Below are 17386 nucleotides of genomic sequence, written 5' to 3'. Positions count from 1 at the left end.
TTCGAGAGGAAGGCGAAGGATTGCGTCAGGACGAGCTCGAACGGCAAGGAAAGGAGGCCGTTCAACAGTCCCGGCCTGGTTGAGGCCGGATATTCCTTGATCCCGAACATGCCGGCGAACCGCGAATCGCCGCTGCGGCGGATTTCGAGGGCTTCGCGCCCGAAAATGACCCGGTTCGTATAGAGCGCCGGCCCGATCGGCCCCTGCGGCAAGGGCGTCGGCAACCATTCGCCGGAGGCGAGCGCGTGCAGGAACTCCATCGGCTCGGAAAAGACGAGCGCCTTACGCTCAATAAGCCGCAATGGACGGGCGCCATACCGCTCGAACGCCGCCACGATGTCGCGCGTGGCGTCGCCGAGCCGCTTCAAGGCCTCAGTGTCGACTTCGGCTGCGATGCGGTCCGCGCGGCCGAGCCGTTTGAAGAAGTCGGCGGCGGCGTCGGTCGCAGCGCGTCCTGGATGCCAGACGAGCGTGAGATAAAGATCGTTGCGAAAGAGCCGTTCGCTTTGCAGCCGTTCGCGATAACGGCTGTCGAGCGCCGCGGCGAAGGGCGAACGGAATTGCCCTTCGGGGTAATCCATCGAGCGTCGGCGCACGAGATGCGTCCACAGCGCCAGCTGCTCGTCGGCGAGATTGCGCAGCGTCAGATTGAGCTTGGTGTGGAGATCGTTGAGATCGGCAGTCGCGGCGGTCTCGAATGAAGCGCCGTCGAGGCGGATAACCGTGATCAATGCGCGCGTCGAGAGGCTGATAACCGTCTGGTTCACGTGCCGCACGAACGGCAGATAGACGTCGGGTTCGAGCTCGCGCGTTGTGATCACCGCCTTACGCATGGGCGAAGTCTTTCGCTCGATAGGGCTTCACGAGCCGCAGCGGCGTACAGGATGAGCCGCCCCAGAACGACGCATTGCGCATCCGCCCATGCGTCTCGAGCCAGGCAAGAAGAATGCGGAACATGTTGGGATCATGCCGGCAGACGATCCGATTAACGCCGTGGATCGGGAGCGCGACGAGGCCGTAAAGAATGCTCCCGGCGGCGAGGAAAAGGATGCAGGAGAAAATCATATTGAAGGCCATAGCCTCCATGGTGACCCCTGCGATCATCGCCGGGCGTGTGCAGGCGAGAAACAACGTGTCCTCCGTCAGGCGGAGCGGCTCCATTATCAATGACCGCCAGTCAGCGTCGACACCACTTCTGAGGCGCCGAACACGATGGCGACGCCGAGCACCACGTAAGCAGCCTTGCGCAGATCGAGATGGCCGAACATCCAGGCGATGCCGACAATGATCACGGCAAGAGTCGCCAAGAGACGCGCGACATTGCCGGTCAGCAGGGTAACGATGTTTTGCAGCACGCCCTCGATGTTTGCTGATTGCGCGAATGCCGGCTCGACGAGGCCGATGCTGATAATGAGGCCCATGCAGAGAAGCGCGGAGGATCTGCGAAAAGAAGACATTAGAGACTCCCGATTGGGCTCGCGGCGAATGGGTCGCGTGTTGTTAAACCGAACGAAACGAGAGCGCGCTCATTCAGCGCTCATAGACAAAAACCGAAGCGCCGCGGCCGGAGCGATACACGTCGAGGGTTGTTGGACGCTGCTCGACGGGCGAAATGTTCGCCGAGGAACGTTCCGCTGCGGATCCGGCTACGTGCGGGCCTGCCTGTGGACGCACCGCAATCTCAGAGGCCGCGCGTGATTCTTTTTCGACAAGGTTCGCGACGACGGATGCCGCGGCCTTTTCGGGATCGCTCACCCTTGTGCGCGCCGCCTCGAGTCGCGCTTGGTACAATGCGTGAAGGCCGGCGACATGCTTGCAAGCGTCGAAGCTTGCAGAAATCGTCAGCCCAGCCTGTTTCCTTTCTTCGGGACCGAGTTGAGCGAGACCGATTCGCACGTTTTGTCCGGCGACGGTCGCTTCGCTCGCCAGTTGAACGCCTTCTTCGAGACTGGTTGCCTGAACGGAAATTGGTTTTCTTCCGTCGATCGTGATCAAGAGCGGCTCGAAGGCGCTCGTTTGGCGCACGATCGCCGTCAGCGGCTTGATGGCCGCTCCCGGCGCACAACGTTCAAGGAGAGCAGCGAAAGCGGCAGGATCCATGTCTGGGGTCCTCGTTGAAAGCGTCAGTCGAGATTGCGGAGCCTTTGGCTTTTTCAAATCAGGCGACGAGCTGCCATTTCGCGACTGCGCGATCGACGAGGGCGCGCATCGCACGCGTTCGCCTATTTGCGTGAAGATCGAAAAAAGACGCGGGCGCGATCAGTTTCATTTCCGAATCGTCTCCAGCTGCGGAGTTGAGGCTCGCGAGCAATGCAGCAGGAGGACTCGGTATGGAACCTGCCACTTTAGACAGGGCGGCTGTGGGTAAATGCTCAGGTCCCGCCCAAAAGTCGCCCCATCAGGACAATAGACGGCCAGGCATCTATCTCGCTCGTCTCCCGAGGGGTGAAAAATCTAACATTTGTATGCAGTTGGGAACCAAATGAAAAAGGCTGAAAGAGCATTCCATGAGTTCATCGACGCCGTGTACATTGCGAACACGAGGGAGGAATTCCAACGCGTCGGAGATCGCGCTGCGCATGCGCTAGGCTTTGAATGGTTCGCCTATTTCGAAGGAGGTAATGGCGACCTCACCCTCGTCACGTCGTATCCGAAGAACTGGGTGGATCGCTATTACGACGAACAATATCAAAACATTGATCCCGTCCTCCGTCAGGCGCGCATTATTGGTCCGGCATTTCTGTGGGACGCGAGCGACGCCGCGGAAACGCGATCGACAAAAGAACGTCGTTTCTTCGAAGATACCTTGGCCTTCAACATCAGAGCTGGGGTGACTGTCCCGATTGCTGCGGGTTACGGCCGCTTCGCCGCGTTCACATTTGCAACCGACGATCGCAGTCCTGTGCTCGATCGTCTTGCGGGGAACTCGAAGGATCTGCTGCAGATGATGGGCGTCAGTTACCATGCTCACGTAAAGGCCAGAATGTCGGATCCGTTGGAGCTCGATGGGGACAACGTCGTGCTAACTTTTAGAGAACGGCAATGTCTCGGATGGGCGTCTTCGGGCAAGACGATGCAAGAGATGGCGACGATTTTGCGCATCACGCCTCGCGTGGTGAAGTTTCATCTCGATAATGGTCGGCGGAAACTCGGCGCATCGACGCTGCCTCACGCCGTCGCCCTCGCTCTTCGTCGGGAATTGCTGCCATAGCACGCAAAACCATTTGGGAAATTGCATGGGCGACTGATCACGCCCGCCAATTCTGATAAACTTCTTCGTAGCAGGTTTGAGGAATCGGCTATCACTCGTGGTGGTCGGAAGCGGTGCCTCATGCGCTTTCAGTTCACGCGCCGTAAAAGAATCACACGTGCTGCAGACGCTTCACTTAAGCCTACATAGTGCAGGAAATTTGCGACTCCTCGGCGTCGTTGGCCGCCACAAAACCTGCGCGTCCGCTAAACGTCGCTCCGACGATGGACGTCGATACCGTCGTCGCGGGTGACGGAGCCAACGCGAGGCGGAATGTCTCGCTTGGACTTCAGGCGGCCGCACCATGGATCGGATGGGTCAGGTCCTCGGCGTTAAGACGCGTACCGTCGCCTTTCATCTCGACAACGCGCGCGCCAAAGTTGACGTTGAAAACGTTGCACATGCCGTGGCGATGGCGTTGAGGCGCGGACCGATTTCTTGAAGGGACGCAGTGCTACGTTATCGAGCTGTAGCATGAAGGTAGGCCTGATCGGGTTTTAGGTCGATGCGAAAATGTCAGCGATCGCCGCCTTTCCTGGCTATCTCTCGCGTAACTTCACTCTTCGAGATTGCCGCCCGCATCCTTCACATTCGCATCGGTCTCCTCCGGAATTGGGAGGTAGCCCAATGCGTCGTCGAAAGCGACAAGAGTCGTGAAAGCTGATTTCAACTCCGCTGTCGCTTCGCTCATCGCGAAGCGGATGTTGTGCAGCCGGGAAATGGCGGTCTGCCCCGCTTCAACGAGATTCGATCTCGCGTCCGAACTGACAACGTCGGAAGTCGACTTTTCGACGCGATCGCGCCATTCGACAAGCGCCTGGTGCGCCGTCGCCTCTTCCTTTTCCAACGCGTCGACCCTGGCGAGCGCTTCGCGATAACCAAGCAAGGCTTCGAGAGCTCTCTTTTCGATATCTGCATTCTCGCTCATGCGTTCGCTTTCTGGCCGGGCTGAAGAGACCACCATTTACACCTGAACCCGTAAAAGGGTTTTTACGATGTACCGCGGGCTCGAGGTTCACAAGTCCGTCGGCGCAAGCGCGGCGCGATAGAAAAATTAGATGGCGCCAGCATAGCGGTCTGGACGTTCTCTGGGCGAGCCGATTGCATGCGAAGCTCAGCGGGACACGACGGTCGACCACGGCGTTGAGGATGAGAAGCGTCTCGAGCCGCCTCCGCGCCGATCGGTCCGGCTCGGCGGCTCCTATTGCCTTGGCTGAACGGCTGTTTTGCATGATCCTTTAATGGTGCTTAAATGACGATGGCCGGGGATATTTCGCCGAGGTGGCCGATGACGAAAGACACCGCTGCTCAACTCGCTCTCCTCGCAGATGCGTTGACGGAGATTGTCGACTTGACACCAGCTCGAGCGACGTCCGGCGCTTCTTCGGACGAACTCCTCAATCGAGCGGTCGACATCGCCGCTGGAGCGCTAGCAGCGGCCGCAACCTATGGGCGATTACCCCCGTTCATGGATAACGCTGCTTTTGTGGGTGAGGCTCAAAACTAACACAGGTCGGAGTTGAGGCGAGCGTTTGCGAAGATTTGAAAATGATCAGTTCTCGGGACTGCGGAATCTCGCCCACGCGGTCTCCGCAAAGCGGACAAGATCCATTTCTCCTTGGCCATAGATTTGAATGACGCCATTTTCATCACATAGGAGACCGACATTGCTCTCTTCGGCGCAAAACAAAAATTCCTGAGCCAGGGCCTTTGGCAGGAAAAACGCGACATAGGGATATCGTGCCTGGTGTTGACCGCCGAAGGCGCCAGCATTGCAGCTTGAGATGGGTATAGCGCCGTACGCTGATAGCGCGATCGTCGCGGCGGCGACACCGACATCGAGGCCCCACAGCGCCGGTTCGTCGTCAAACGAGGTTGCTTGCAGCTTCTCAAAATTTGCCAGCTCTGCTTCGAGGTCTTCGGCGGACTTGAGCCGATTAATGACGACGATCTCTGCTTCGAGCGCGGCGCGTACGTCCTGCCACGAGAAACCGCGCATATCGAAATAGAAGTGATTTCCGGCAAGCGCCCCTTCCTCGTCCGCTTGCTCAAGCTGCTGCTCCGATATGTCAGCAAGATTCGCCACAATTAATTCGCGGCGAATTTCGACAGGGAATGAGCGAGGAACCCAGCGCATTTGTGCGCCTCTCTGATGCGTTAACAGTGAAAGGCGCAATTCAGGCCGGTTCGGCCGAAAAATCTAGGATTATCCGCGGCAGGGTCGGGCGCCGATCAGAACATAAATAGAACATTCTGGACATGGCGCCAAATAGGCGCCAGCCTTTAGCTATGACTGATTCGCAAAAGACAACTGCCGTCCGAGCCCTCGATCGCATCAACCTCCGTCTGTCTCCGTTGATGTTTGCCGCCATCGAAGAGGCGCGTAGCGCGCGCCCAGGAAACGTTTCACGGAATACGTGGATCGCCGAGGCCATAGAAGAAAAGCTCGCCCGCGAGGTGGAAGTCAGTCGGCAAAGCACCGAACGGAAGCGGCATGCCTAATTTCTACGAGTTTTTTGCGGGAGGCGGTATGGCGCGCGCTGGGCTCGGCCCAGAATGGACCTGCCTGTTCGCGAACGACTTCGATCACAAAAAAGGGCTCTCCTATCAGGCGAACTGGGGGACTGGTGGAGAGCTGAAGATCGGCGACGTGCGGAAAGTCAGCGCAACTGAACTGTCGGGATGCGCTGATTTGGTCTGGGGATCGTTCCCCTGTCAGGATTTGTCATTGGCCGGCGGCGGAGCCGGTCTCAAGGGGGAGCGGTCCGGAACTTTCTATCCGTTCTGGGATGTGATCACGGACCTGATTGAGGACGGGCGCGCCCCGAAAATCGTGGCGATTGAAAATGTTTGCGGTACGCTGACGTCGCACGGGGGCAAGGATTTCCGGGCGATTGGCGAGACGTTCATCGAGGCGGGCTATCGATATGGCGCGCTCATCATCAATGCATCTCTGTTTCAGCCGCAATCACGACCGCGACTCTTCGTAGTCGGCGTTTCGCAGGATGTGGAGATTGATCCGTCGCTCCTATCTCCAGAATCGATTGAACCATTCCACACTCGCGCATTGTGCAGGGCAATCGACAGCGTTTCTGCGCGGCATCGGAAAAAGATGCTGTGGTGGAATTTGCCGACGCCGCGTCGTCGCAAGACGACTTTTGCGGAGATCATCGAAGAGAATCCAACGAGCGTTGAGTGGCACAGTCCGGCTGAGACCAAACAGATTTTGGCGAAAATGTCCGCGGTCAATCTGGCGAAGGTTGAAGCCGCGAAGCGCTCAGGCCGCCGTATGGTTGGCGGCGTCTATAAGCGAACGAGATACGACGAGAATGGCGTTAAGGTGCAGCGGGCAGAAATCCGGTTTGACGATGTCGCCGGATGTTTGCGCACGCCCGCTGGAGGCTCGAGTCGACAGACGATTTTGGTCGTCGACGGAACGAAGATCCGCTCGCGCTTGATTTCGTCGCGTGAAACAGCCCGCCTAATGGGGCTCGACGACGCATACAAACTTCCAAGAAATTACAATGAAGCTTACCACCTGACTGGGGACGGCGTCGTCGTCGATGTCGTGCGTCACCTCGCGCAATATTTGTTCGAGCCGCTTCTTAAGGGCGTGATCGAAACGGAGAAGGCGGCTTGAGCGCCATTCCCTGTGAACAGGATCCCGATCTTCGTCGTCAGATCGAACAGTTCGCTGAAATGTTGAAGACGCAAGCTCATAAGCTTGGCGACCATGGTCTTTCGGAAAAGGATTTCTACGCTTCGCCGATATTCCGTGGCGCCATTCAGCAGGTACGCGGCGAAATCTCAGCGACGATGCGAGAAAAACGAGAATTCGTCCAGCATGTTCTCAATCACATGGAAGATCGCGGTTTTATCGCGAGTTGGGATCGCACAAGGCGAGGCGTTCTGCATGATTATGTTGTGAATTTGAAGAGCCAGCGTACCGCAATCATCGATTTAAAGGGGTGCTTGGATGGCGATAACACCAAGCTTTTCGAGCGCCCGAACAGCGCCGACGAATTCGTCATTTGGAGCTTATGCACCAATGTTGGCGCCGATCCTCGACGTAATGCTTGGTCCGGCGTTCATACGCGCATCAGCGCAGAGATCATCGCGCGCAACCAACTCGTTGACGGTTTGATCATATGGGACATGATGTGTGGGAACCATTGGGCGTTCTTGTCCACAGCTGGCGTTGGATAGTGAGGTAGATAGAAAGACGTTTATCGGCCCATTTTGCGTGCCGCCGCCTTGCATATATCTCTTCCCCAATTCGATCCCGTCGGCTGACAATCTACAGGTCGCCGCTCAGTCATTATCGAACGTCGAGATTCTTGATGCGTTTCATTCATGCTTTGGGGGCCGTGATGACGAGCTCAATCATGTAAGCTTTGATATTGAGTTTCATGGAGAGGAGACGATGCGGCGTACGACCATCAAACGTGGTGGAATCGTTCAGCATTCTTCTGAGATGACGGCGATCCGACGTGGCTAACGACTCTGATCACCGCGCGCCACGTAACCCGGACTTCGTGAATTTCCCTCCATTCGAAACGGAAGATTTGCGGGCCAACTTGACGAGGTTCCTGGATACGTCGTTCGATGATGGTTCGGGGCAATTTGCAAAGGTCGGTCATTACAAGTGGGGCGTCTACGCATTCTTCGATTATGATGGCGAACCGATCTATGTCGGCCAAACGAAGAAGATGCTGCGTACACGAATCCGCCGTCATCTTACCAACCAGCGTACTGATGCTGTGGCGATGTCGGTTCTCGACCCGTTTGAGGTTCTGGAGATAGAGGTGTGGCCGCTATCACAATTTCAAGAGACCAACCGCTCGGACATTGGCGCTCGACAACATTTGGATGCGCTGGAGCGCTCGATAACGCAGCGTGCAATTGAGCAGTCCGAGTTTAAAGCAATCCTGAATGAAAAGGATCCGCCGGCCGGGTCCCTTGTAGTTGAAACGCCGCGATCGTTGCGGGGCCGAATCGTATCGGATCGCGTCTATGAGCTAAGATCCCATCCGGATTTTAGAATCGCCCGAAGGGCGCTCATTATATCGCGTCTTGCGCAGGTGATTGCAGAACGAAAAGTGCAAGGCGGCCTCCGTCGTGTGCTGCAAACCCAAGCGTTGCGCCTCCAGTGGCTTGCAGCACGTCGTTACGATGCGCTGGGTGGCGCGGCCTCTGTCGGACGTGGCGGTGACGAAGACATTTAGCTCGTGTAAAATCTTCGTAACGCATTGTTTTAGTTCCATAATCACAATTATGCGAATTTCGCGTGTAGCGAGATGTCACCGGCCCGCAAAGTTGAGATGTCGCTCCCCTCGATAAGCGCATCGACTGAGGACGGGCGGCAGCAAGGTGGTCTCTATGAGCGAAAGAGAGTTTTTGACTTCGGCCCGACGCTCGCCGTCGAAAAGCTGCGCGAGAACCACGCTTGCCTCGTCTCGCGCGAGACGCTGTGCAAATGGATGATTGAAGACGGGCTTTGGACCGACCGCAAGCATCGCCTGCCCTACCGAACATTCAACAAGCTGCAGAAGGTCAATCAGGCGGCGATCGTCGAGAGACAAGCGGCTTGGTGAGGTGCTGGCCTACATCGCCGCGCGGCAGGAGCCGCAAACCGAGGGACGCTCCAAGAAATCCCCACGCCGCCTGGGCCAAGCCGAGCGGCATATGTTCAAGGTCAGTTGAGCGCTTTTCAAGGTAGGCTAAAGCCTGACGGAAAATTGCGGGGTCTGTTCGAACAGCGCGGCTGCGCAACCCCGACCCGCTCCGCCGCGCTGCTCGAACCCGCGAGGTCCGGGAAGCCCGACGGGTGACATTTCAACTCTGCACAAGTAGCGCCATTTCTGCCTTGCGCTGACATCGTGTGTATAGCTGACGCGCCAGGCACCAGCGCCTCACCCACACGCTGGCGCTGTCGAGCCAGGCATAAAATGGCCTATGACGAAAGAGGGAGGCGGTAGAACTTCTCTCGCTTGTGCCACGCTTTCTGCTTTGCAGAGCGGCGAGGGCATGAGCGCTTGCGAACCAGGCTCCATCGGCAAAGAGCGTCGACTCAATCGATATGGCATAGAAGCACCGCTTCTTCGACGAGTTATGCAGCGTAGGTGCAGCGCATCCGGGAACATATCGAGCTACATCACCCCCTCCCCTTGTGTCGCGCGCCGCCGGAAAATTTCGGTAAAGCATGGCGACCGACACCCCTATCCGCTTCGCCACATCCGCCACGGGGAATGTCTGGGTTGGCGAGCAGCGCTTTCGCGGCCTAGAGGTCATCTACCTTTAGCTTCGGGGGCGGCCCCCTTTCTGCGTTTGCAATGATTTCATTTGTTGCATTTACTGCATATGATGCGTATGATTCGCTTAGTCAATAACGATAACAGGGGAACACCATGACCGCGCTCGCTCACCGCCAGTTGCCTCCAACGGCCCAGGACGCCGCCATTGCCCGCGCCTCTGGCCAGCGACTCTCGCGCTTCGCCCGCCGCAACCGACCGCTCACGCTTCGCGTCACCGACGCCGAGCAGGATCAGCCGATCGAGTTGCCCGCAGGAGCGGTGTCCTTGCTTATGGATATCCTGGAGGCTATGGCCGCCGGGCGCGGCATTACCCTCATTCCTGAAAACGCCGAGCTGACCACGGTGCAGGCGGCCGAGATTTTGAACGTCTCCCGTCCGTTCCTCATCGGGCTTCTTGAGTCCAAGGCCATCCCCCACCACAAGGTCGGCAAGCACCGCCGCGTCCGCATGGAGGATGTGATGGCCTACAAGGAGCGCATCGACCGCGAGCGCGAAGCAGTCCTCGACCAGCTTGTTGCTGAAGCGCAGGAACACGGCATGGGTTAAAGCCGCTCATGACAGTGTACACCGCGCTTCTCGACGCCAACGTCCTCTATCCCGCCGCTGTGCGGGATATTCTTTTGCAGCTCGCGGTCACCGATTTGTACTGTGCGAAATGGAGCGCTGATATCCACCGCGAATGGATCGAAGCGCTCCTTCGCAACGAACCGCACCGCGATCGCGCCGTCCTGGAGCGCACCCGAGACCTAATGGATCAGCATACGCGCGATTGCCTTGTCAGCGGCTATGAGGCGCTCATCCCCTCGCTTTCCTTGCCCGATGAAAACGACCGTCACGTTCTCGCGGCGGCGATCGTCGGCCGCTGTGACGTGATCGTGACGCAGAACTTGAAGCACTTTCCCGAGGCCGTGCTTGCGCCGCTCAACATCGACGCGCAGCATCCCGACGAATTCCTGTGCAACCAACTCGACCTCGCGCCGGGCATCTTCTGCGCTGCGGTGCGCAAAGTTCGCGCGCGCCTAAAGAATCCGCCTTATTCCGTTGAAGATTATCTCGCCAATCTCACCCAACAGGGCCTTGTCGGAACCGCATCGGACCTCGAACAATTCTCTCAGCTTATTTAGCCCGCAGCCAAGGCCTCTTGCCAACTGGTCCGCAGGCAGCCCATGAATTAATATTCCGTCCGGATCGCTCCGAAGATGGAGCGAACCGGGGGCTGCCATGGAAATTATTGCTTCGAAAACGATAGAAAATTCAGACACTACACGCGTAATTGAAGTTCTGGCGGATGTGGCCGGCAGCTTCACATATGCTTCCTTCCAAAACGCGATTCCAGTCATCCGATCGATCGGCGTCAATAATCCGACTGCGGAGAATTTCGGAGGTTGCGAACTCAGGCTCGTCTCTAACCCGCCATTTCTGCGAAGCAAGAGATGGGTCGTCGATCGACTCGCAGCCGGCGATTGCCTGTCGCTCACCGACCGAAAAGTAGAACTCGATCCGGCCTATCTTGCAGGCCTAAACGAATCCGAGCGCGGGGAGATTGTCTTCACGTTATCAATGGGCGATCGGACATTGGCCGAGATTAGAAGTTCGGTTCGTCTGCTCGCGCGAGATGAGTGGGGCGGCGTTGGCGACATGGCCCAACTTCTTCCCGCATTCGTTATGCCAAACGATCCGGCGGTCGCGAAAATATTGCGCGCCGCCGCCGAACGGCTCGCGGCCCATGGCCATTCGTCGGCGCTTGATGGTTATCAAAGCGAAAATCCACAGCGCGCATTTCTGCTCACGGCGGCGATCTATTCGGCCGTCGCCGGGCTTTCGCTGCATTATGCCGAACCGCCGGCAAGCTTCGAGGAGCGAGGGCAGAAAATACGACGGCCTTCCACAATTTCGACCGAAGGCCTCGCGACATGTCTCGATACGACGCTGCTCTTCGGCGCGGCTTTGGAGGCCGCCGGACTCTACCCAATCCTCCTAATGTTTCGCGGTCACGCGGCCATCGGCGTCTGGCTGGCGAAGCGAACCCTGTCGAACGCCATCGAACCGGACGTCATGGAAATTCGCAAGGCGTTGGCCTCCCGCGAGATGATTGTGTTCGAGACGACGGGCGTCACCAATCGTCCCCCTATGACGCTGGAACAAGCCCAGTCCTCGGTCGAAATCAGACTTGACGAAGATCGGCGCGTGGAATTCGTCGCCGCAATCGATGTGCGCCGGTCTCGCAGCGGCGGCGTCACGCCGCTCGCCTCCCATGAGCCGTCGCATGCGGTCGTAGACGTCACCCCAGAGGGGCCGGTCGAATTGCCGCTGCCGCCTGCGCCGACGATGGATGAACTGCCAGCTGACACTGCCATAGAAAAGCCGACGACGGCGGCCGGACGGATAGAACGTTGGCAGAAGAAGCTGCTGGATTTGACGCTGCGCAATCGGCTTCTAAACTTTCCGGACACGAAGAAGACCGTTCCCTTCCTCTGCACGGATATCTCCTATCTCGAGGATCGTCTTGCTGCGGGCGCGTCCATACGCCTTATCTCGCTGCCCGAACAAAATCCCCTGGGAGAGCGTGACGCGGACCTCTATCGCGATATCCACGGACAGGACCTCCAGCGCCGCTTCGCTACGGAGGCCCTGCAACGCGATGAATTAGCCTCCCCCCTCGATGCCAAACATCTCGAAGCGCGGTTGATCGATCTCGATCGGCAGGTCCGTAATGACTTTGCCGAGGGCGGCGCCAATACACTTTTTCTCGCGGTCGGCTTCCTTCGCTGGAAGAAGAAGCCTGAGGACGAAAGAAGCTATAGGGCGCCGTTGTTGCTCATCCCTGTCAAGCTCGACAGAAAAAGCGCCTCTTCGCGATTCAATCTGCGCTTTCACGAGGACGAGCCCCGGTTCAATGCGACCCTTCTTCAACTCCTCGAGCGCGACTTCGATCTGCGCTTGCCGCAATTCGCCGGCGAGCTGCCACGGGATGAATTTGGCGTCGATGTTCCGCGCCTGCTGAGTCTGATGCGCCAGGCGGTTCGCGACGCGCCCGGTATGGAAGTGTTGGACGAGACCGCGCTCTCGACCTTTTCCTTCGCCAAGTTCCTGATGTGGAAGGACCTGGTCGAACGGACGGAGGCGCTTCGCCAAAATCGTGTCGTCAAGCATCTCATCGACACGCCCGACCAGGCTTTCCAGGCGGATGGCGAGGTCTTCAAGGATGAGCGCGAACTCGATTGCCATTACGCGCCGGCAGACATCGTTTCGCTGCTGCCCGCCGACTCATCCCAGATCGCCGCTAGTCTGGCGGCTGCGGAAGGTCGCGACTTCGTCATCGTCGGTCCGCCCGGAACCGGCAAGAGCCAGACCATCACGAATATGATCGCGAGTTGTCTCGCGGCAGGCAAGACGGTTCTATTCGTCGCCGAAAAGACTGCGGCGCTCGACGTCGTTTATCGGAGGTTGCGGGAGCATGGGTTAGGCGACCACTGTCTCGAACTGCATTCGTCGAAGACCGATCGCAGGGGTTTTCTCGGGCAGCTCAAGAAATCCTGGGAGAGCAGCAGTCAATTCGATCAGTCGGGCTGGGTCGCCATCAACGAAAAATTGCGATTCCGCCGCGATCAATTGAACGCTTACGTGGAGGCGTTGCATCGACAGCACGTCAATGGGCTGACGCCTTACGCCGCGCTCGGCATCGCCTTGCAAGGCTGGGAACGCCATGCGCCGCCGCTTTCCTGGCCATCGACGGACACGCATGACCTCGCTACGCGCATGAATTTGGAGGAGATGGCCGAAGAGCTCGGCCGCGTCTTCAAATCGGTAGTCAATCGGCCCGTGCTTGATCTCGTCCATGCAGGCGAATGGTCTTCGCAGTGGCAAGAACGTCTCATCGGCGCGGCTGGAGATCTGAAGGCGAAGACGAGCGTCCTACGCGGGAGGCTCGCCACATTCGCCGCCCAGATCAACTTGCCTGCCGCTGATGATGCTTCCTTTGGGGACCTGCAGCGACTTGCTTCTTTCGCAGCTGCGCTTCGCGACAGTGCAGGCGTCGATCACCGCGTCCTGTTCGATCGCGAGTTTCGGCAGTTGAGCGCGGCGCTGACCGAACTTGAACAGGCAATACGCGGCTATCGCGCCGCCGAGGCTGGTTTGACTGCGGCCTTTGATCGAGACGCCGTGCTCTCCATCCCAGTCCATGATCTCGATACCGCCTGGCGGCAGGCTTCGGCCTCGCTCTGGCCGATGAGCTGGTTTGGACGCCGCCGCGTCAGAAAGCTCCTGCGAAGCTACGCAAAAGCCGGCGCGCCCAATCCCGAAACAGAGTTGCGAGCCCTGCGGCATATGCAGGCATATGCGGCCTCCGTTCAATGCAACAAGCTCGCGGCCAAACCGGTCGGCTTCGCAGGTCTCGATACCGACATCGCGGCTGTCGACCGATTGCTGAAAAGCGCGGATCGCCTCTTGCAAGGATTGCTTGGCCTGGGCAAGACGGCGGGAGAACTGGAGACGGTGGCGCAGGCCATAGCGCCGATGCTCCGCACGCCGACGGGAGGAGATCCTGTCCGCCAAGCTGCGCACGATTATTCCGACGCCCTTGTCGCATTCATGGAGTCCGCAAGCCAATTCGCAATCTTATCGGGGCGAGATCCGCTGAATCCGGAAACGTCAACCTTGCTATCCACGCTCTCCGCGCAAATGCATGAACTCGTCGAAGCGCGGCATCTCCTGAGGGACTGGTCGACCTGGTGTGGCGTGCGGGCGCGCGCCAAAGCGCATGGGCTTTGCGAATTGGTCGACGATCTCCAGTCCGGCGCCATTGAACCGGAAGAATCGGGAGCCGCCTTCAGGCTCGCCTATGCCCGCTGGTGGCTGCCGTCGACTTTGGACGCAGATCCAATATTGCGGGAATTTCGACGTTTCCAGCATGAGCATGCGATCGAAGAGTTCAGGCGGATAGACGACATGGTGCGGGCGGAGGCCGCGAATCGGGTTGTCGAGGGACTCGCCCATGATTTGCCGTCGGTACAAAGCGTGCCGCGCAGTTCGGAGCTTGGCTTGCTGCGGCATCAAATGGAATTACAGCGTCCCAGTCGCACGATTCGGGAGATGATCGCGGCAATGCCGTCGAGTTTCTCCAAGCTCGCGCCCTGCATGCTGATGTCGCCGCTCTCGATCGCTCAATATCTACCGCCCGATCAAGCGCTCTTTGATGTCGTGATCTTCGATGAAGCGTCGCAGATTACCACATGGGACGCCGTCGGCGCGATCGCCAGGGCCAGGCAAACGATCATCGTCGGCGATCCCAAACAGCTTCCTCCTACGAATTTCTTCGGTCGCAATGAAGACGACGAGGAGGTTGCGGAGCACGAAAGGGATCTGGAGAGCATTTTGGATGAAGCGAAGGCGGCCGGCATTCCATTGCGAGCTTTGCGCTGGCATTATCGCAGCCGCAATGAGTCGCTCATCGCATTTTCCAATCACCACTATTATCAGAATCGGCTGATCACCTTCCCATCTTCGAATGTCGATGATCGCGCCGTTCAACTCCGGCATGTGCCTGAAGGCGTTTACGACCGGGGCAAGAGCCGCACCAACCGGATTGAAGCTTTCGCTATTGCGGATGAGGCGAAGAGACGCATGCTACATTGGCTTGATTTGCCGAAAGAGAATCGGCCGACCCTCGGCGTCATCACCTTCAATTCGCAGCAACAATCGCTGATCCAGGATTTGCTGGACGACGCCCGGCGCGACAATCCCGATCTCGAATGGTTTTTCGCAGACGAGCGCGTGGAGCCCACGATCGTCAAGAATCTCGAGAATGTGCAGGGCGACGAACGCGATGTGATCCTGTTCTCGATAACCTTCGCGCAGGACGCCGCCGGCAAGCGCAGCATGGATTTCGGCGCGCTCAATCGCGATGGCGGAGAGCGTAGGCTTAATGTCGCTCTCACTCGCGCGCGTCAGGAGCTTCTCGTCTTTTCCGGGTTCACGGCCGATCAGATCGACGCCAGCAGGACAAAGGCGATTGGGGTGAATCATCTGAAGACATTCTTGGACTTCGCGGCCCGCGGTCCTATCGCGCTCCCGGCGCAGGACCTGGGGTCGAAGGGTCCGCCGGAATCTCCTTTCGAAGAAGCGGTCGCGGCCGAGCTCGACCGGCTTGGCTGGCATATAGCGCCGCAGGTCGGCATTTCCGGTTTCAGAGTGGATATCGGGATCAAGCATCCTGAACTCGCAGGCGCCTATCTTGCGGGCGTCGAGTGCGATGGCGCTACCTATCACCACTCGGCGACGGCGCGCGACCGCGACAAGGTTAGGGAGCAGGTGTTACGCGGCCTTGGATGGAACATCATCCGCGTCTGGTCGACAGATTGGTGGTTCGATCCCAAGAGAGCGGCCGAACGCTTGCACAATGCGCTCTCGGCGTTACTCGAAGACTGGCGTCAGGCATCTACAGACCGGTCAACGTCTGAAGAAACCACGCATTGGGACTTGGGGCATGAAATCGACCCCGATCAATCAATAAACGAAGTGGAGCCAACCGACGAAGCAGAAGATTCGCCGCGCCCGCCACGAGAGGAGACGGAGGAGCGCGTCGGCGCTCCTGACGAAACGATATCGCAGGCGCTGGCGGCTGATGCGCCAATTGGCGTTTTGAGCGAAGCGCAATCAGGTGCGTCTTCCATTGCAGCCTCCGCGGTGTCAGAGGAATCGCCAAACAGAGCGCGCTATAAAATCGCTGATTTGTCGATTGTGCGCGCCGAGCCGGATCGCTTCCATGACTTCGACTATAAAAGCACGTTACGTGCGATGGTGGAGGCCGTCGTCGATTGCGAAGCGCCATTGCGCGAGGACATATTGGCGCAACGCATCGCGCGTGCGCATGGGTGGCTGCGAACCGGGAGCAAGATCCGGGAGCGCGTTATGCTGCACTTGAGAAATGTGGATAGAACGTCGGAGTCGAGCGGCGATTTTATTTGGAGAAAGGGAACCGTCGCGGAGTTGATTGATTATCGTCCACCCTACGACGCCGACTCCCGTCGAGCCGTCTCAGAAATTTCGCTTGCCGAGCTCGCCTCTACCGTAATCGCCAACGAAGATATTCTGGAAGAACCGGATCCGGCGCTAGCTCTTGCGCGCTTGCTTGGCGTTGAACGGTTGGCTGCGACTGCTCGAGCGCGCCTTGATGAAGCACTTGATCGGGCAAGAAGCCATTTGTCTAAAACGCGCCGCATTGAAGGCGGCTAAATTCCATATTAAAGATCTCCATCCAAAACAGTTGTGACGCGAGCATGTCATGGGCGGATTTTGTCCATCGGAGCAACTTCGGGTCGGTGTTGTGCCGATTGATCAAAGTGCGGATGTCCACGTTAACGGATTTATGAGCACTGCGTTTGAGGTGTTCGTCTGGGAGCAGCGAAGAAAATCGGTCGAACTATTTCAGCCTTGAAGTTGATGCCGACGTGAAGAGCGTTTGGCGCCGCGGCCGTTTGGCAAACAGTCACGGATCAGCCTGGTTTGGGGCTCGAGGCATTGTTCATAGCTACCCGAAATTCGGGGCCGCAGGTACCTTACGCACAAACTCGTCGAGAAACGTCTGAAACTCCCTCGCCCGGTGGCGTTGCATGCACTGGCCAATGATGGTCGTAGCATCAACCAATGCCTCGGGTTTGCGGCAGCTGGTTCACTTTGTGAAATCGAGGGGCATCATGCTCATTTCACCTCGGTCTTGTGCTACCCTGTGTTCGCCGAAGGCGCGAATTACAGCGACGGTCCGGACGATCGTTATCTTGATCCTTGGCATATTATGCAGATGGTGGACGCCTTCTCCCGC

At 58.2% G+C, this 17386-nt stretch carries 14 protein-coding genes and 3 pseudogenes; 11 read left to right on the top strand and 6 right to left on the bottom strand.

Translation table 11 applies throughout. The features are described from left to right. From ACR65W_RS18300 to ACR65W_RS18285, 4 genes and pseudogenes are all read right to left on the bottom strand, one after another. Positions 1 to 833 (bottom strand): annotated as a pseudogene (locus ACR65W_RS18300) (transporter); the annotation flags it as partial. Next, a complete protein-coding gene (locus ACR65W_RS18295) occupies positions 826 to 1164 on the bottom strand; it encodes a type IV secretion system protein VirB3 (RefSeq protein WP_434501419.1) in 339 nt (112 codons plus the stop codon). The pseudogene ACR65W_RS18300 and the gene ACR65W_RS18295, both read right to left, overlap by 8 nt. Next, the gene (locus tag ACR65W_RS18290; protein WP_434501416.1) at positions 1164 to 1457 is read right to left on the bottom strand and encodes a TrbC/VirB2 family protein; all 294 of its coding nucleotides are present in this window, start codon (positions 1455 to 1457) and stop codon (positions 1164 to 1166) included. Before ACR65W_RS18290 ends, ACR65W_RS18295 begins: the two co-directional genes overlap by 1 nt. Before the next feature lie 73 nt (positions 1458 to 1530). Next, positions 1531 to 1755: a hypothetical protein gene (locus ACR65W_RS18285; RefSeq protein ID WP_434501415.1), complete on the bottom strand. Its 225-nt coding sequence runs from the start codon at positions 1753 to 1755 to the stop codon at positions 1531 to 1533. A gap of 54 nt (positions 1756 to 1809) precedes the next feature. On the opposite strand from ACR65W_RS18285, the gene ACR65W_RS18280 reads away from it, so the two are divergent. The 3 genes and pseudogenes from ACR65W_RS18280 to ACR65W_RS18270 form a co-directional block, all read left to right on the top strand. Then, entirely contained in the window at positions 1810 to 2118 is a 309-nt protein-coding gene (locus ACR65W_RS18280; protein WP_434501414.1) for a hypothetical protein, read from the top strand. Positions 2119 to 2482: 364 nt separating this feature from the next. Continuing rightward, the gene (locus tag ACR65W_RS18275; RefSeq protein WP_434501413.1) at positions 2483 to 3211 is read left to right on the top strand and encodes a helix-turn-helix transcriptional regulator; all 729 of its coding nucleotides are present in this window, start codon (positions 2483 to 2485) and stop codon (positions 3209 to 3211) included. A 307-nt stretch (positions 3212 to 3518) separates the two neighbouring features. Further along, positions 3519 to 3692 (top strand): annotated as a pseudogene (locus tag ACR65W_RS18270) (LuxR C-terminal-related transcriptional regulator); the annotation flags it as partial. A gap of 114 nt (positions 3693 to 3806) precedes the next feature. Here ACR65W_RS18270 and ACR65W_RS18265 read toward each other — a convergent pair. After that, a complete protein-coding gene (locus ACR65W_RS18265; protein ID WP_434501412.1) occupies positions 3807 to 4178 on the bottom strand; it encodes a hypothetical protein in 372 nt (123 codons plus the stop codon). Between the two features lie 360 nt (positions 4179 to 4538). On the opposite strand from ACR65W_RS18265, the gene ACR65W_RS18260 reads away from it, so the two are divergent. Beyond that, complete coding sequence (locus ACR65W_RS18260) at positions 4539 to 4757, top strand: hypothetical protein (RefSeq protein WP_434501411.1); 219 nt, start codon at positions 4539 to 4541, stop codon at positions 4755 to 4757. Positions 4758 to 4802: 45 nt separating this feature from the next. Here ACR65W_RS18260 and ACR65W_RS18255 read toward each other — a convergent pair whose 3' ends face one another. Continuing rightward, a complete protein-coding gene (locus ACR65W_RS18255) occupies positions 4803 to 5387 on the bottom strand; it encodes a hypothetical protein (RefSeq protein WP_434501410.1) in 585 nt (194 codons plus the stop codon). A gap of 357 nt (positions 5388 to 5744) precedes the next feature. On the opposite strand from ACR65W_RS18255, the gene ACR65W_RS18250 reads away from it, so the two are divergent. From ACR65W_RS18250 to ACR65W_RS18220, 7 genes and pseudogenes are all read left to right on the top strand, one after another. Then, complete coding sequence (locus ACR65W_RS18250) at positions 5745 to 6890, top strand: DNA cytosine methyltransferase (protein ID WP_434501409.1); 1146 nt, start codon at positions 5745 to 5747, stop codon at positions 6888 to 6890. After that, complete coding sequence (locus tag ACR65W_RS18245; RefSeq protein WP_434501408.1) at positions 6887 to 7456, top strand: hypothetical protein; 570 nt, start codon at positions 6887 to 6889, stop codon at positions 7454 to 7456. Before ACR65W_RS18250 ends, ACR65W_RS18245 begins: the two co-directional genes overlap by 4 nt. A gap of 284 nt (positions 7457 to 7740) precedes the next feature. Further along, the gene (locus ACR65W_RS18240) at positions 7741 to 8475 is read left to right on the top strand and encodes a GIY-YIG nuclease family protein (RefSeq protein ID WP_434501407.1); all 735 of its coding nucleotides are present in this window, start codon (positions 7741 to 7743) and stop codon (positions 8473 to 8475) included. A gap of 294 nt (positions 8476 to 8769) precedes the next feature. After that, positions 8770 to 8953, top strand: a pseudogene (locus ACR65W_RS18235) (ISNCY family transposase); the annotation flags it as partial. A 704-nt stretch (positions 8954 to 9657) separates the two neighbouring features. Continuing rightward, complete coding sequence (locus ACR65W_RS18230) at positions 9658 to 10110, top strand: helix-turn-helix domain-containing protein (RefSeq protein WP_434501406.1); 453 nt, start codon at positions 9658 to 9660, stop codon at positions 10108 to 10110. An 8-nt stretch (positions 10111 to 10118) separates the two neighbouring features. Then, positions 10119 to 10688: a PIN domain-containing protein gene (locus ACR65W_RS18225; RefSeq protein WP_434501405.1), complete on the top strand. Its 570-nt coding sequence runs from the start codon at positions 10119 to 10121 to the stop codon at positions 10686 to 10688. A gap of 97 nt (positions 10689 to 10785) precedes the next feature. Next, the gene (locus ACR65W_RS18220) at positions 10786 to 16800 is read left to right on the top strand and encodes a DUF3320 domain-containing protein (RefSeq protein ID WP_434501404.1); all 6015 of its coding nucleotides are present in this window, start codon (positions 10786 to 10788) and stop codon (positions 16798 to 16800) included. Positions 16801 to 17386: the final 586 nt, after the last annotated feature.

This window comes from Methylocystis sp. (assembly GCF_051062815.1).
Lineage (GTDB): Bacteria > Pseudomonadota > Alphaproteobacteria > Rhizobiales > Beijerinckiaceae > Methylocystis.
Note: the sequence above shows the minus strand (reverse complement) of the source record. Positions and strands in the feature narration are given on the sequence as shown.